The organism is Gemmatimonadaceae bacterium, assembly GCA_019637355.1.
Taxonomy (GTDB): Bacteria; Gemmatimonadota; Gemmatimonadetes; order Gemmatimonadales; family Gemmatimonadaceae; genus Pseudogemmatithrix.
Genome location: JAHBVT010000001.1, coordinates 407,965 through 423,159, shown reverse-complemented (window position 1 = coordinate 423,159; position 15,195 = coordinate 407,965). Strand labels below are relative to the sequence as shown.

15 protein-coding genes are annotated in these 15,195 nt (G+C 67.8%); 6 read left to right on the top strand and 9 right to left on the bottom strand.

What is annotated here, in order from left to right; genetic code table 11:
• Positions 1-208: 208 nt before the first annotated feature.
• The gene (locus KF689_01830) at positions 209-3,604 is read right to left on the bottom strand and encodes a TonB-dependent receptor (GenBank protein ID MBX3132110.1); all 3,396 of its coding nucleotides are present in this window, start codon (positions 3,602-3,604) and stop codon (positions 209-211) included.
• 148 nt (positions 3,605-3,752) lie between these two features.
• Entirely contained in the window at positions 3,753-5,096 is a 1,344-nt protein-coding gene (locus tag KF689_01825) for an amino acid permease (GenBank protein MBX3132109.1), read from the bottom strand.
• Between the two features lie 64 nt (positions 5,097-5,160).
• Here KF689_01825 and KF689_01820 point away from each other — a divergent pair, with 64 nt between their 5' ends.
• Positions 5,161-5,415 (top strand): hypothetical protein, encoded by a 255-nt coding sequence (locus tag KF689_01820; GenBank protein MBX3132108.1) that lies wholly within the window; start codon positions 5,161-5,163, stop codon positions 5,413-5,415.
• The gene (locus KF689_01815; GenBank protein MBX3132107.1) at positions 5,412-6,314 is read left to right on the top strand and encodes a heme o synthase; all 903 of its coding nucleotides are present in this window, start codon (positions 5,412-5,414) and stop codon (positions 6,312-6,314) included. Before KF689_01820 ends, KF689_01815 begins: the two co-directional genes overlap by 4 nt.
• A 141-nt stretch (positions 6,315-6,455) precedes the next feature.
• On the opposite strand, the gene KF689_01810 is transcribed toward KF689_01815, so the two are convergent.
• On the bottom strand, positions 6,456-7,673 hold the full coding sequence (locus tag KF689_01810; protein MBX3132106.1) for an aminopeptidase P family protein: 1,218 nt from the start codon (positions 7,671-7,673) through the stop codon (positions 6,456-6,458).
• A complete protein-coding gene (locus KF689_01805) occupies positions 7,643-8,263 on the bottom strand; it encodes a hypothetical protein (protein MBX3132105.1) in 621 nt (206 codons plus the stop codon). Before KF689_01805 ends, KF689_01810 begins: the two co-directional genes overlap by 31 nt.
• Positions 8,264-8,320: 57 nt before the next feature.
• On the opposite strand from KF689_01805, the gene KF689_01800 reads away from it, so the two are divergent.
• Genes KF689_01800 through KF689_01790 form a run of 3 tightly spaced genes read left to right on the top strand, consistent with a single transcriptional unit; the run spans position 8,321 to position 9,769 of the window.
• Positions 8,321-8,590, top strand: a complete 270-nt coding sequence (locus tag KF689_01800) for a zf-HC2 domain-containing protein (protein ID MBX3132104.1) — start codon at positions 8,321-8,323, stop codon at positions 8,588-8,590.
• Positions 8,580-9,056, top strand: a complete 477-nt coding sequence (locus KF689_01795; GenBank protein MBX3132103.1) for a flavin reductase family protein — start codon at positions 8,580-8,582, stop codon at positions 9,054-9,056. The genes KF689_01800 and KF689_01795 overlap by 11 nt, the downstream gene beginning before the upstream one ends.
• A gap of 38 nt (positions 9,057-9,094) precedes the next feature.
• On the top strand, positions 9,095-9,769 hold the full coding sequence (locus tag KF689_01790) for a DUF1707 and DUF2154 domain-containing protein (GenBank protein MBX3132102.1): 675 nt from the start codon (positions 9,095-9,097) through the stop codon (positions 9,767-9,769).
• 23 nt (positions 9,770-9,792) lie between these two features.
• Here the strand turns inward: KF689_01790 and KF689_01785 are convergent, their stop codons facing one another.
• The 5 genes from KF689_01785 to KF689_01765 form a co-directional block, all read right to left on the bottom strand.
• Positions 9,793-10,335: an inorganic diphosphatase gene (locus KF689_01785; GenBank protein ID MBX3132101.1), complete on the bottom strand. Its 543-nt coding sequence runs from the start codon at positions 10,333-10,335 to the stop codon at positions 9,793-9,795.
• Between the two features lie 133 nt (positions 10,336-10,468).
• Positions 10,469-11,164, bottom strand: coding sequence for a cytochrome c biogenesis protein CcsA (ccsA, locus tag KF689_01780; GenBank protein ID MBX3132100.1), 696 nt, complete (start codon positions 11,162-11,164; stop codon positions 10,469-10,471).
• 4 nt (positions 11,165-11,168) lie between these two features.
• Entirely contained in the window at positions 11,169-11,864 is a 696-nt protein-coding gene (locus KF689_01775) for a heme exporter protein CcmB (protein MBX3132099.1), read from the bottom strand.
• A complete protein-coding gene (gene ccmA / locus KF689_01770; GenBank protein MBX3132098.1) occupies positions 11,861-12,559 on the bottom strand; it encodes a heme ABC exporter ATP-binding protein CcmA in 699 nt (232 codons plus the stop codon). Before ccmA ends, KF689_01775 begins: the two co-directional genes overlap by 4 nt.
• A gap of 80 nt (positions 12,560-12,639) precedes the next feature.
• A complete protein-coding gene (locus KF689_01765) occupies positions 12,640-12,972 on the bottom strand; it encodes an STAS domain-containing protein (GenBank protein MBX3132097.1) in 333 nt (110 codons plus the stop codon).
• Between the two features lie 227 nt (positions 12,973-13,199).
• Between KF689_01765 and acs the strand changes: the two genes are divergently transcribed.
• Positions 13,200-15,164 (top strand): acetate--CoA ligase, encoded by a 1,965-nt coding sequence (gene acs / locus KF689_01760; GenBank protein ID MBX3132096.1) that lies wholly within the window; start codon positions 13,200-13,202, stop codon positions 15,162-15,164.
• The last annotated feature ends 31 nt before the right edge of the window (positions 15,165-15,195 follow it).

Here is a 15,195-nt window from a genome sequence, read left to right as displayed (position 1 = left end):
GCAGTGGCAGTTGTAGTGCTCTGCGTCCTCTGCGCCTCTGCGTTGATTCGCGGTTGCCGTTCTCGCACCGCCAGCACCGCTCTCCGGCGCAGTTCTCTGTGCCCTCTGTGCCCTCTGTGGTGAATTGCCGTTCCCTCTCCCCCCGGAAACGAGACCGCCCCGGCAACCGTGACGGTTGACGGGGCGGTCTGCCGAGCGGGAACTGGGCTTAGTTGAACGTGTAGCGGAGGCCGAGCTGCATACGCCAGACGTCGTTGGTGTTCGCCGACTTCTGGAAGGTGCGGTTCTGCAACTGGCCGTTGATGACGCGCATCGTGTAGATCGCGGCACCGGTACCGTCGGCCGGTCCGTTACAGGGCGCGACGACCGTGCACGCCACACCGCCAACCGTTCCCGTGGTCTGGAACGAACGCGGAATCAGTGGCGCGTTGTTCACGGCAAACTGGGCAAGACCCCAGTCACTGTTGAGCATATTCGTGAAGTTCAGGATGTCCACACGGACCTGGAGCGAGTTCTTCTTTCCGCCGAACAGCGCGCTCAGGTCCTGCGAGGCGCTGAGGTCCATCCGCGTCACCTGCGGCAGCTTGAGGCCACCGCGGCGGGCGAACTGGCCGCGACGGGTGCGGAGGTGCGGGTCCTGTTCGATATAGGCATCCCAGGCCGCCGCCTGCTGAGCCGGCGTGAACGGCGTCGCACCGGTGATCGGCGCGAAGTTCATCTCCGACTGGTCGCGCGGCACGTAAATCAGGTCGTTCGAGGTGCCGCCGTCACCGTTGAGGTCTCCACCGAAGACGTAGCTGGTCTGGCCGACCTGGAAGTTCTCAAGGAAGGCCGAGATCGTGGTGTTGCCCCAGCCGAACCAATCCCGCGTGTAGGAGCTCACGATCCAGGAGCGGCGGCCCTGATATCCGGCACCGTCACCGAGGCCGGGGAGGTTGGGGTTGCCGGTGTGCTGGTTGTTGTTCCACGAACCGAAGGCGATGGATCCCGCGTCCACGGTGTTGGTGGCGGTGCCGTAGGCCGTGGCAAGCTTGGTGTAGAAGCCGTTGCGGTACGCGCGCTCAAGGGAGATGGCGGCGTTATACGTCTGGCCGACGTTCTGGTTCTTGAGGACGATTGCGCTGGTAATGTTGCAATTGATGCGGTTCGTTTCGCGCTCGTTCGTCGTGGCCGGGCACTTGTCTGACAACCAGCGCGGACGGGCACCCGGGCCCGTGAAGGCAGCATCCGGCGCTGGCAGGTTGGCGTTGATGTAATAGATGCCGTTCACGTCACGGCCCCAGATGAACTCGACCGTGGTGAGCCAGCCGTTCTCGAATCGATGGTCCATCGCGAGATTGGAGCGCCACACCTGCGGGAACTTGAAGTTCTTGTCGGTGAGGGCCAGTTCGTAGGACGCGGCCGGCGCACCCGTCACCGTAGCCGGCTTGTAGTGGTCGGGGTTCGGATGGAACGGACGAGTGGTCAGCTCGGACCCGCCCGGACCGTCCGCTTGGATGAAGCCGGTCAGGATGCCGTTGTTTCCGATCTGGTTGGAGATCCAGACGTAGGCCGGGCGGCCGGTGAAGATGCCGCTGCCGCCGCGCACGACGGAACGGCCGTTGCCGCGCATATCCCAGTTGAAGCCGAGGCGCGGCGAGAAGAGTGGCGTGGCATCCGGCAGCTTGGCCGTGCTGTACTGCACGTTGTTGCCGTTCTCGTCCCGGAACGTATACGAGTTGACCTGTGTGTTCTCCTCCGCCGTGTTGCCGAAGCTCACGACGTCCACACGCAGGCCGCCGGTGAGGGTGAGGCCGCGACCGACGCGGTACTCATCCTGCACGTAGGCGCCCATAAAGTTGACTTCCAGCGGCTGGACCGGCTTCTCCATCCCGGCGATGTTGGCGTAGCGCACCTGGAAGCGGCGCGGCCCGACACCGGCCGGCGATGCAGCGTAGGCCGAGCACGTCTGGGCTGCAGCTCCCGTTCCGCACGCATCCACGAATCCGCGAGCGTCATCGTAGAAGTCTTGCAGCGAGTTGTACACATACGCGCTCTGCTTGCCCGGGAAGAACACGTTCTCCGACTCATAGCCCTCGATGTTGAGGCCGAAGGTCAGGTCGTGGCGGTTCCCGTAGATCGTGAAGTTGTTCTGCAGCTGCCAGGTGCTGTAGCGCAGCTCGTTGTTCGGCGTGAAGGGCTCGGAACCGAACGAGATGTAGGTCTGCCCCCCGTCGAGGATGTCCACGAAGGGGAACAGGTTGCTGATGGCTCCACGCGACTCGTCCTGCTTGGTGTACGTGAAGATCATCTGGTTGCTCATCCGGTCCGTGATCAGCGAGTTCCACTCCGCGGCGTACGAGCGGATGTTCTCGAGAATCGTGTAGTTGGAACCGGTATAGCTCATCCCCTGGTTGCGCGTGCGGCCGAAGCCCAGGGAGCTGGAGGTCGAGACCAGCACGTCGGTCTCGGAGTCCAGCGAGGAGTAACGGAAGGAGAACTTGTTGCGGTCGCTCAGCGCGTAGTCGATGCGCGTGGTGAGGCGCGCCGACGGCGTGGCGCCCGGATAGCCTTCGAACTGGCCCGGGTTGTAGCCGAAGAGCGTAATCAGCGTGTCGCGCACGTTCTGCAGGTCGGATCGCAGCACACGCGTGATGTTGCCGGCGGCCGTCTGGCCCGCCTCGCGCGGCAGGAAGGTGTTGCCCGGCGCGGTGTTCTCGTCCGACTCGTACGAGACGAAGAAGAAGAGCTTGTCCTTGATGATCGGGCCGCCGAGGCGGAAGCCGATCTGGTCGAAGCTGAAGGTGCCGGGGTTGAAGGTGCTACGACCGGCGGTACGGCCCACATAGTCCTGGTCGCGCACGTTGTAGTACAGCGAGCCCGAGAACTCGTTCGTGCCGGAGCGGGTGACGGTGTTCACCGCGGCGCCGACGAAGCCGCCCTGGCGCACGTCGTAGGGCGCGATGTTCACCTGCACCGCCTCGATCGCGTCGAGCGAGATCGGCGAGACCTGCGTGCGGTCACCCGGCTGGCCGCCGAGGCCGAACGAGTTATTGAACGCCGCACCGTCAACCGTGATGTTGTTGAGGCGGTTGTCCTGGCCGGCGAAGTTGTTGCCGCTGGCCTGCGGCGTGAGGCGGGTGAAGTCCGCCAGGCGACGCGTGATCGTCGGCAACTGCTCCAGTGCCTCGCGACGCACGTTGGTGGCCGCGCCGGTGCGGGTCGAGCTGAGCTCGCCACCTTCCGAGGTCACGGTCACGGCGCTGAGCTGGGTGGCCACCGCGTCCATCTTGAAGATCAGGTCGGCCGAGGCACCGAGGACCACCTCGATGTCGTCGCGGCTCTGGCGTGCGAAGCCGATCATCGTCGCCGCGACGCTGTAGGGGCCGCCGACGCGCATACCGGGGATGTTGAAGCGTCCATCCGCCCGAGTGGCACCCACGTATTGGGTGCCGGAGGGCAGGTGCACTGCGGTGATGCGCGCGCCCTCGAGGGGGCGGTTCTCGCCGTCCGTCACGATGCCACGGATCTGGCCCGTGGTCACCTGCGCGGAGACGATGGTGGCAGACGCAGCGGCGGCCATCGCGGCCAGTGCAAACGTCAACCGGAGGATCCAACGCTTCATTGGGGTTTCCTCTGTGGGGTGGGAACCAGCGGTGCGCCTCCAGACCCGGGGGTCGGTCCGGCGCTGTAAAGCCGACGAAAATATAGTGCGAAGCTCGCCGCCCCGCCGCACCCCCGTCAACCGACGGAGGCCGGAGGCTACCGAACCGTTACCGGCGGCGGCCCACGGTCAACGAATACACCGGCAAACCGATCAAACAGGCGCCGAGAACACCCGCCGTCTGCCAGCGGCTGTCGGGGCTGATCAGCGCGTTGCCCAGTAGGTAGAGCACGGCGCACATGAACAGCGCCGGCACCAGCGGATACCACGGCACGCGGAACGACGGCTGGTAATCCGGCCGGCGGCGCAGGCGGAAGATCGAGGCCACCGCCAAGAAGTAGAACGGCAGGAATGCCGTCACGAAGGCGTCCGCCAATTGTTCAAAGGTCCGCAGCAGCACGAAGAGCGCACCCAGCGTCGCCGTCATCACGATGGCCACCCACGGCGTGCCCCAGCTACCGTGCACCGACGCCACCTGCTTGAAGAACAGCCCGTCCGCCGCCATCGCGAAGAAGATGCGCGGGCTGGTGAACAGCACGGCGTTCAGTGTCCCGAACGTCGAAATCATCACGGTCACGGACACGAACACCACGCCCGCCGAGCCGATGACCCGCTCGGCCACGTCGGCCGCCACGAGCCGCGAGACGCGCATCTCCTCGATGCTCAGCACCGAGAGGTACGCGAGGTTGGCGGCCAGGTAGATCGCGATGACAAGGAGCGTCCCGCCGATGAGCGCCCGCGGCAGGTTCTTCTGCGGGTCCCGCACCTCGCCGCCGTTGTTGGACACGTCCGCCCAGCCGTCGAAGGCCCAGAGCGTGCTGACCAAGGCGAGGCCGAAGGCGCTGATGCTCAGGCTGCCCGGCGGGATGGCCGGCGTGAAGTTGCTGAGGCCGTTGGTCGGCAGGCCCACCGCGAAGGCCACGATCACGATGAACAGCAGGCCGCCGTACTTGGCCAGCACGGTGAAGTTGGTGAACGCCGCGCCAACCTTGGCCCCGCGGATATTGAAGCTGGCGGTGAGCAGGATGGCCGTGGCCGCGGCGTAGCGCACGGGCATCGCCTCGTCCAGGCTCCAGCCCATCACGCGGAAGAAGTACTCGGCGCAGGTGATGGCGATGGCGCCCAGCGACGCCGCGCGGATCATCACCAACTGCGCCCAGCCGAAGGTGAAGGCCGTGCGGTCACCCCAGCCTTCCTTGAGGAACACGTAGATGCCGCCCGTCTTCGGGAAGGCGCTGGCGAGCTCGGCGATCGTGAGCGCGCCGCACATCGCGAAGATGCCGCCGGCCACCCAGGCCAGCAGCATCGGCACGGGGCCGGGCAGTTTGTCGGCGATGCCGGCCGGGGAGCGGAAGATGCCGGAGCCAATCGTGGAGCCGATGACGACGGCCATCGCGCTCCAGAGGCCGATGCTGCGCGCAAGCGTGGGCTGTGCTTCGGGGGAGGTTGCCATAGGGCGAAGCTACGCAAGCCCACTCCCTGCGGGGAGGGGATGGGGCGATTATTCACCCAGACCAATGCCAGCCTCCCTCCCGACCCTGCTCTTCTGGGCGGCCGTCCTCGCGGTAATTGTCGCGCAGGTGGCCATCCTCCGCTCCACCGCCCGCGCCTGGGCGCTGGCCGGCACGCGCGTCCCGTTCGTCGAACGGGTGTTCGCGTGGGGGCCGGCCCTAGTGCTGGCGCTAGTGCTGTGGCTGAGTTGGCGCGCCGCGACCCGGCCGCCGATCGTCGAGGTGCAGTTCGACCCCGCCTCGCAGTCGATCACGCTATGACCGGACCCGCGAGCGCCGAGCTGCGGGCCGAGGCCCCGCTGGCGAAGGACCTGATCGCCCTCACCAAGCCGCGGATCATCTCGCTGCTGCTGGTGACCACCGTCGCCCCGATGTATGTGGCGGGCGTGCCGACGCTGTCCATCGTGATGCTCGTGATGATCGGCGGCTACCTGATGGCTGGCGGCGCGAACGCGGTGAATATGTACATCGACCGCGACATCGACGACGTGATGGCGCGGACGCGGCTGCGGCCGATCCCCAGCGGACGGATGCACCCGCTGGCGGTGCTGGCCTTCGGGGTGGGGCTCGCGACGGCGGCCACGTTCCTGCTTGCGCGCTTCGTGAACGTGCTGACCGCGGCGATGGCGCTGGCCGGCTTCTACTTCTATGTGTTCATCTACACGCGCTGGCTCAAGCGCAGCTCGCCGCAGAACATCGTCATCGGCGGCGCGGCGGGGGCCTTCCCGCCGCTGGTGGGCTGGGCGGCAGTGGCGGGTCGGCTCGACCTCACGGCCTGGATGCTGTTCCTGATCGTGTTCTACTGGACGCCGCCGCACTTCTGGGCCCTCGCCCTGAACAAGCAGGGCGACTACGGCAAGGCCGGCGTCCCGATGGCCCCGCTGGTGTGGGGCGAACGCGAGACGATCGACCAGATGTGGTGGTACAGCGTGCTCTTGGTGGCGCTGACGGTGCTGCCGGTGACGTGGGAGGCCTTCGGGTTGTTCTATCTCGTCTCGGCGCTGCTGCTGGGCGGGCTATTGCTCTGGGGGGTGTGGAAGGTGCGCGTCGCGGAGCCGAGCGCCCGTGCCAAGCCTTCGTGGTGGGTGTACGGGTACTCGCTGCTGTATCTCGCGCTGCTGTTCGTGGCGATGGCGGTGGATCGGCGGGTGCTGGGGTAACTGCGGTTCACCACAGAGAGCACAGAGTACACAGAGAACTGCAAGAGCAAGTACTTAGGGGGTTCGCACCGACGTATCGGTGCGCACCCCCTAGGTTTTGTAGTTCTCTGTGTCCTCTGTGTCCTCTGTGGTGAACCGCCCTTAAAGGACCACGAGCTCACGCTGATACTCCCCAGGCGTCACCACCAGCCCACTCGCCCCCACGTACGCATTCACCTCGGTCCTCATCCCGAACTCCCCCGGGATGTAGATACCGGGTTCGATCGAGAACCCCACGCCCGGCAGTAGCTGGCGCTCGTCGCGGGTCTCGAGGTCATCGAGGTTGGGCCCCATCCCGTGCAGGCCGCGCGCGTCGATGGAGTGGCCGGTGCGGTGCGTGAAGTACTTGCCGTAGCCGCGCGCCTCGATGACGGCACGTGCGGCCGCGTCGGCCTCGCGGCCCTGCACCGCCTCGCCAGTCGCGAGCTTGCGCATCAGCAGCGCGATGGCGGCGTCGCGCGCGTCGCGGATCGTCGCCCACACCTCCTGCTGCTTGGCGCTGGGCGTGCCCACGACGGCCATATAGGTCTGGTCCGCCCACATCGCGCCGGGCTGCTGCTTGGTGGCCCACAGGTCGATGAGCAGCACGTCGCCTTTCACGATGCGCCGCGGGTGCGCCGCGCTGGGCTCATAGTGCGGGTTGGCGGCGTTCTCGCTGGCTGAGACGTTGGGGCCGTGGTCGGTGAACAGGCCGTGGGCGGCAAACTGGCCCTGGATCCACTCCATCACCTCGTGCTCGTGGATCGGCGTGCCGGCACGGATGGTCTCGCCGACGCGCGCGAAGGCGGCGTGGGCGAAGCCGCGCAGCAGCTCGGCGTGCGCCCGGTGACTGGCGATCTCGGCGTCGGACCACACGGCGAAGAATCGCGTGACGAGTTCGCCGCTGGTGACGACATCGGCGCCGGCACTGCGTACCATCTCGATGACACCGGCTGGGACGCGGTCGACCACCGGCACGGCATCGCCGGCCGCGTACTCCATCGCGACGCGCTTGCCCTTCACCAGCGTGGGCAGCAGCGCCTCGAGCTCTCGCCAGGCGGAGTACACGTGCTTGGGCCACTCCGTGGGCCACGCAGCCCAGGGGCCGGGTTCGATGGCGTGCGTGATGGCCTGCGGCGTACCGACCGTGGGAATCCACGCGAAGATCCGGCGCGTGACCATCCCCTTGATGCCGAGCACCGAGGCGGCGACGGGATTGAGGCCGCGGAAGTCGTAGACGAGCCAGCCATCAAGGCCGGCCTCGGCGAGGGCGCGCTGCACGGCGGGAAGCATCTGGGGCGTCAGCATCGTCAGCGCACCGTCCGCCACTGGGCGCGCCATTCGCAACTGCCTTCGCTGCGCGAGGCGCAGCGCACGTGCTCCACCGAGCCCACGCCGTCCACCAACTGCTGCATCAGCTCGCGCAGGGCAGACTCATAGAAGCTGCAGCCGGCTTGGCGCGGCGCGGCGTCGAGCGTGACGGACTCGCGCACCTCGAGATGCACCGAGGCCCCCACGCGCCGCACATTGCCGGCGAGGTACCGCGCCCCGATGCGCCGGATCTGCCCCAGCGCCAGCGGCCGCGCGAACAGCGAGGGCAGCAGGTGCGTGAGGCGCTTGACCAGCGGCGAGACGCGGTCGTAGGTGCGGCGGGCGAGGTTGCGGCCGGCCTCGCGGAACACGGCCTCGGCGTCAGGCCGACGCCCGATGAGCCGCGCGATGCCCGCCGCCTCCTCGGCGCTGGGCCGCTGGTTGCGCTTGACGGCCTCGTGATAGCGCCGAATCTGCGCGTGGACCGTGTCGCTGAGCCCGAAGCGCTTGGTCCGGAGCTCCTCGACGAACTCGGTCTCGTACTCTGCGTCGGGGAGGTCCACGGTGCGGACGGCCTCGAGCAGGGCCAGGGGGAGCAGGGGGTCGACGGTAGCGGACACGGGGGGTGGGAGGCTGGTGGGAACCGTCGGGGAAGTTAATGGTTGAGTGGAGAAAGAATGAACGACACGCCTCCCCCGCACCACGACACCACGCCCTGCAGCGCTGTCCGGGCCGTCCTCGGCGACTTCGTCGCGGACGAGACGGATGCGTTGACGTCGGCGCGCGTCGAGGCGCACGCGGCCGCCTGCGTCGCCTGCGCGCTCGCGCTGGAATCGGCGCGGTCGTATCGCCGCCGGATGCGCCGCTTGGGCGACGCCGAGCCGGCGTCGGCGGCGCTGCGGGCGCAGGCGGCGCTGCTCGCGCAGCAGGCACGCGATGCCGGTTGATCCCGCGGAGTTCCGCGCCGCTCTCGGGCGCTTTGCCTCAGGCATCACCGTCGTGACCGCGCGCGACGACGACGGCCGCGACGTGGGGATGACCGTCAGCGCGTTCAGTTCGCTGTCGCTTGATCCGCCGATGATCCTCGTCTGCATCGATAACGGCGCGAGCGTGGCCCCGGTGCTCGAGCACTGCGAGACCTTCGCCGTCAACGTGCTGGCCGAGGGGCAGGAAGCGGTGTCGCGCCGCTTCGCCGAGCGCGAGGTGGACCGCTTCGACGGCGTGGCGCTGCGCCGTGGACTGCACGGCCTGGCTCTGCTGGACGACGCGCTCGCGCACCTGGAGTGCCGCGTAGTGGCGCGGCACCCGGCCGGCGACCACACGATCCTCGTCGGCGAAGTGCACGCGACCGCCCTGCGCGAGGGCCATCCGCTGGTGTACTACCGCGGCGGCTACCGCCATTTGGAACGCTGACGTCACTCTGGGGCCGCTGAACGCGTAGGTTTCGACCTATGACCCTCGAGCTCGAACGCGAAGACGTCGTCCAGAAGCTCTGCGCCGCGTACGCACGCGACCAACTGACCACCGGTGAGCTGGAGGCGCGCCTCGAGCGCGTGTACAAGTCCGCCGACCGCGCACAGCTCAATACGGTCCTCGACGGACTGCCGGCGATCCAGATCCAACGCCTCGGTGAGCCCGCGCCGCCGCCGGTACCGCTGAGCGCGCCCGTGCCGGCAGCACCCCGCAGTCCGCTGCCGCCCGAACGCCAGCGCGGCCGAGGGCTCGGCCCCGGCGAGAAGCGCTACGCCGCCGTGATGAGCGAAATCAAGAAAGAAGGCGCGTGGACGCCGACGCCGTTGATTCTCGCGAGCACGATTATGGGCAGCGTGCTGCTCGACTTCCGCGAGACGCCGATTCCGGCCGAAGGCGTGGACATCCAGGCCGACGTGTTTATGGGCGACCTCAAGATCATCCTGCCGCCTGGGCTACCGGCGGACGTGGACTGCTCGTCGTTTATGGGCTCGGTGGCGGACAAGTCCAAGGCCGGCGTGCCGGGTGCGCCGACCATCCGCGTCACCGGCAACACGATTATGGGCGGCATCACCGTGATCACGAAGGTGCCGCGGCGCGAAGGCGAGAGCGCGTTCCGCGAGCGGATGCGGAGCTGGCTCGGTAGCGGAGAGTAGACCGCGAGGGACCGCCGGGCCCGCTACGGTCCCTGCGAGAGGTAGGCCTCGGCGTAGCGCACGATGCTTTCGTCGATGATGCGCATCGCCTCGTCGCTCTTGCCCCATCCCACCACCTCGACGCGCTTGCCCTCGAGGTCCTTGTAGATCGCGAAGAAGTGCTCGATTTCCTTGAGCTGGTGCTGCGGCAGGTCGGCGATGTCGAAGTACTCGCCGTGCATCGGGTCATCCACGGGCACGGCCAGGATCTTGTCGTCAGGCTCGCCCTTGTCGAGCATCTTGAGCACGCCCACCGGCCGCACGTCGATCAAGCAGCCGGTGAATGTCGGCTCCTTGATCATCACGAGGACGTCGAGCGGGTCGTTGTCCTCGTGCAGCGTGCGCGGGATGAGCCCGTAGTCGCCGGGATAGTGCACGGCGGAGTACAGTACGCGGTCGAGGCGGAACAGGCCGGACTCTTTGTCCAACTCATACTTGTTGCGCGCGCCCTGCGGGATCTCGATGACGGCCGTGACGACTTCCGGCGGCGTGCGCCCGGGCGCGAGGTCCTTCCAGGGGTGGATCACCGCGGCCGCTCGTGCGCGGCGCGTTTGGCCGCCACGGCCCTGCGACGCAGGCGGATGGAGAGGCCGTAGCCCACGAACAGCGCGATGATCGCGCCGTAGGCAATCTGGTAGTAGATGGCGTTGTCAGGCATCGTCACTCCGCCGTCGAGGCGTCGAGGAGCGCATCGCGTTCGGCGGCCAGCGCCATCCGCTGCCGCACCAGCGCGAGATACAGCACGGTGAAGGCGCCGAGCGAGAGGAACAGCGTCGTGATCATCACCGGCGGCATCTGGATACCCGCGGTGTTGGCCACGATCGGCGTCGGGTGCTGCGTGCGGAACAGGTACACGCTGAGGTGGATGAATGGGATCAGCAGCGCGCCAAGGATGCCGACGACGGCCGAGTAGCGTGCCCGCGCCTCGCGGTCGTCCACGGCGCTGCGCAGCACGAGGTAGCCCAGGTAGAGGAACCACAGGAACAGCGTCAGCGTGAGCCGCGCGTCCCACACCCACCAGGCACCCCAGATCGGCTTGCCCCAGAGCGGCCCCGAAATGAGCACGCCGGTGGTGAAGATCACCCCGACCTCGGCCGAGGACTCGGCGAAGCGGTCGAGGCGCGCGTCCTTGATGAAGAGCCACACGCCGCCGGCGATCGCCGTGAGGCCGAAGGCGAGGAAGGCCACCCAGGCCGAGGGCAGGTGGATGTAGAAGATCTTCTGCGCGTAGCCCTGCAAGCGGTCCGGCGGCGTGAACCAAATGGCGCGGACGAGCGCGCCGGCCATCAGCGCGACGGCGGCAAGCATCAGCCAATCGAAGCCGGCGCGCGGGCGCGCCATCGAGGAGTGAGTCATCCGGTCAGTCTTCGAGCGTAAAGGGAAACGCGATGGTGCAGGCGTAGAGGAAGACGAGGTCGAACGCGAGCAGGATGCGCAGCCAGCCGATGGACTCGGCGAACGGCCGCCCCGCGAGGAGCTTGGCCGTCATCTGCGCCGCCGGCAAGACGATGGGCACGAAGAACGGCAGCGCGAGCACCGGCAGCAGCAACTCCGCCATCCGCGTGTTGGACGTGATGCCGGCGAACAACGTTCCCACGCAGGTCAAGCCGATGGCGCTGGCGACCATCACCAGCGCCAGCGGCCCCAGCGTGGTGCCAAGCGGCAGGTTGTAGAACAGCGCCAGCGCCGGCAGGGCCACCAACTGAACGCCCAGCACGAAGATGAGGTTCGCGAAGGCCTTGCCGAGGAAGAGGGACTCGCGGGCGATCGGCGCGACGAGCAGCGCGTCCATCGCGCGCTCCTGCGCCTCCACGCCGAACGAGCGGTGCAGGCCCAGCAGGCCGGAGAACGTGAACGTCACCCACAGGATCCCCGGCGCGACATCCACCGCGGCGACGGCCGTCGGGTCCCAGGCGAAGTAGAAGATCACCAACGAGAGCAGCGAGAGCACGAGCGCGGAGAGGAAGGCCGAGCGCGAGCGGAACTCGATCGCGAGGTCCTTGCGGGCCACGAGCCAGGCGGCAGCGAGGGCCGCGGGCGGCGCGCCGCGGCTCACGAGAACATTCCTCGGTACTCGGTGGCATAGCGTGCGGCGTCGAGTCCGGCGGTGGATTCGAGGCGCAGGAACTGGCCGGCGCGCATCACCGCCGCGTGCGACGCGACGGCGAGGCCTTCCTGCAACTGGTGCGTCACGACCACCAGCGCCGCACCGGCGCTGCGGCGTTCGCGCAAGAGTCCGGTGAGCGCGCCGGCGCCCTGCTCGTCGAGGCCCGTGTAGGGCTCGTCGGCGAGCAGGACATCCGGCTCGTGCACGATGGCCCGCGCGATGGCCACACGCTGTTGCAGACCGCGCGAGAGCGCCCGCACCGGCACTTCGGCGCGGTCAGCCACGCGCAGTTGGTCGAGGGCCTGCTGCGTAGCGGCATCCGGGTCGGCGAGGCCGTACAGCCGCGCCGCGAACAACACGTTCTCGCGCGCGGTGAGCGTGTCGTAGAGCATCGTGCGATGCGAGATGAGCCCGATGCGCGCACGGGCGGCAGTGGCGGGCAACAGCTCGCCCGCAATGCGTGCCTGCCCGGCATCGGGCTTGAGCAGTCCGGCGAGCAGCCGCAGCAGCGTGGTCTTGCCAGCGCCGTTGGGGCCAAAGAGCGCCAGCGCCTCTCCCCCAGCGAGGGCGAACCGTACGCCATCCACGGCGCGGCGCGTACCGAAGCTGCGCGCGAGGCCGGACGCGTCGAGCAACGCCGTCACGGCGTCGGGTCCTGGGTGTGAGGCATCGGGCGAAAGCTACCCGATGCCATCGTCGAACGGGGGCGTCGCTGCCCCGGGGCCTATCCGGTGCGGACGATGTCGAAGAGGGGAGCCATCTGCGTCTCCTTGAGGAGCTGCTCGACCACGCCGGGCACCTGCACGAGACGCGTGCGCATCCCCAGCTCACGGGCCCGCTTCTGCAGGAGAATCAAGACGCCGAGTCCGCTGGCGTCGATCTCCACGACCGCGCCGAGGTCCAGCGTGACCGCCCGTGCGCCGACTGCCAACGCGGCGTCGAGCGCGTGCAGCGCATCGCGGCGGAAATCCACCCGATGCTCAGTGGTGAGTCGGGGCGGACACACTAGGGGCACGAGGATGGGGTCCGGGCTGTGATAGGTCATAGTCGCGGCCACGAGGGCTCCTGATGGGCGGAGTGCATTTCTGCCCTCGCTACAATGGCGATACCCGTGCCACCAAGCTCGCGCCGTAACATCATATTCAACAAGCAGTTAGCAGTCTGTCACAGCGTGACTTCCCCCAATCAGCACCGCGGCTTGCGGTAAATCTGGCAAAAAATGCGTCAGTGTCGCATATGTTGACATATCCGGAATACGCCACCGCAGTCATTAGCATTTTGCCTATGCAAGAGATCCGCGACCTGCTCGTCGAGAATCGCTCCTTCCCGCCCGCGCCGGAGTTCAGCGCGCAGGCCCACGTCCACGACCGTAGCCGACACAAAGCGGCTGACCGGGACTTCATCCACTACTGGGCAGAGCAGGCAGCCACGCTGCGGTGGACCAAGCCCTGGGAACGCGTGCTCGACTGGCAACCACCACACGCCAAGTGGTTCATCGGCGGCCAACTCAACGTCAGCGAGAACTGCCTCGATCGGCATCTCGCCGGGGCGCTGCGCAACAAGGCGGCCATCATCTGGGAAGGCGAGCCCGGCGACCGGCGCACGCTCACCTACTGGGAGCTCGCGCGCGAGGTGCGCTGCTTCGCCAACGTGCTCAAGTCACTGGGCGTCACGAAAGGCGACCGCGTCGGCATCTATCTGCCGCTGATTCCCGAAGCGGCCGTGGCGATGCTGGCCTGTGCGCGCATCGGCGCCATCCACTCGGTGGTCTTTGGCGGCTTCTCGCCCGAGAGCCTGCGCGACCGGATGAACGACGCCGAGGCCAAGGTTGTGATTACCGCCGATGGCGGGTATCGTCGCGGGCAGGTCGTGCCGCTCAAGCGCAACACCGACAAGGCGCTCGAAGGATGCCCCAGCGTGCAGCACGTGGTCGTGGTGCAGCGCCGCGCGGGCGGGCCGATCGGCGAGGCGCACGTGGATATGCAGGAGGGCCGCGACCACTGGTACCACCGCCTGATGCAGCACGCCAACGATCAGTGCGCGCCGGAGCCGATGGACGCCGAGGACGTGCTGTTCATCCTCTACACCTCCGGTACGACGGGCAAGCCGAAGGGCATCGTGCACACCACCGGCGGTTACCTCACCGGCGTCGCCAGTTCGACGAAGATGGTGTTCGACCTCAAAGACGACGATGTGTTCTGGTGTACGGCCGACGTCGGCTGGATCACCGGCCACAGCTACCTCGTGTACGGACCCCTGGCCAACGGCGCCACCTGCGTGATGTACGAAGGCGCGCCCGACTGGCCGGAGCGCGACCGCTTCTGGAGCATCATCGCGCGCTACGGGGTGACCATCCTCTACACCGCGCCCACGGCCATCCGCGCCTTTATGAAGTGGGGCGTGGAGCACCCGCAGCGGCACGACCTCTCGACGCTGCGCCTGCTCGGCTCCGTCGGCGAACCGATCAATCCTGAAGCCTGGATGTGGTACCGCGAGCACATCGGCGGCGACCGCTGCCCGGTGGTGGACACCTGGTGGCAGACGGAGACGGGCTCAATCGTCATCTCGCCGCTGCCCGGGCTCACCGCCACTAAGCCCGGCTCGGCGACGCAGGCCCTCCCCGGCTACTCCGCCAAGCTGATGGATGCGGCGGCCAACGAACTCACGAGTGGCGGTGGCCTGTTGGTGCTCACCAAGCCGTGGCCGTCGATGCTGCGCACCATCTGGGGCGACGACGCCCGCTATGTGCAGACGTACTTCTCCAAGTGGCCGGGCCGCCCGGACCTCTACTTTGCCGGCGACGGCGCCAAGCTCGACGCCGACGGCTACTTCTGGCTGCTCGGGCGTGTGGACGACGTGCTCAACGTGGCCGGACACCGCATCGGCACGATGGAAGTGGAGTCGGCGCTGGTCGAACATCCGGCGGTGGCCGAAGCGGCGGTGGTCGGCAAGGCGCACGACCTCAAGGGCCAGGCCGTCTGCGCCTTCGTCACGCTGCGCGACGGTTTCCAGAAGAGTTCATCGCTGCGCGATGAGCTGCGTGAGTTCGTGGCCAAGAAGATCGGCGCGCTCGCGCGGCCGGACGACGTGCTCTTCTCGGCGGACCTGCCGAAGACGCGCTCGGGCAAGATTATGCGGCGGCTATTGCGAGACATCGCCGAGGGCCGTGCACTGGGTGATACGACAACGTTGGCGGATCCGAACGTGGTGGCGTCGCTGAAGGAGCAGTACGAGGCCGACGAGGGCTGAGCAGGCGCCGAAACGCTCCCTTGGTGCGTGG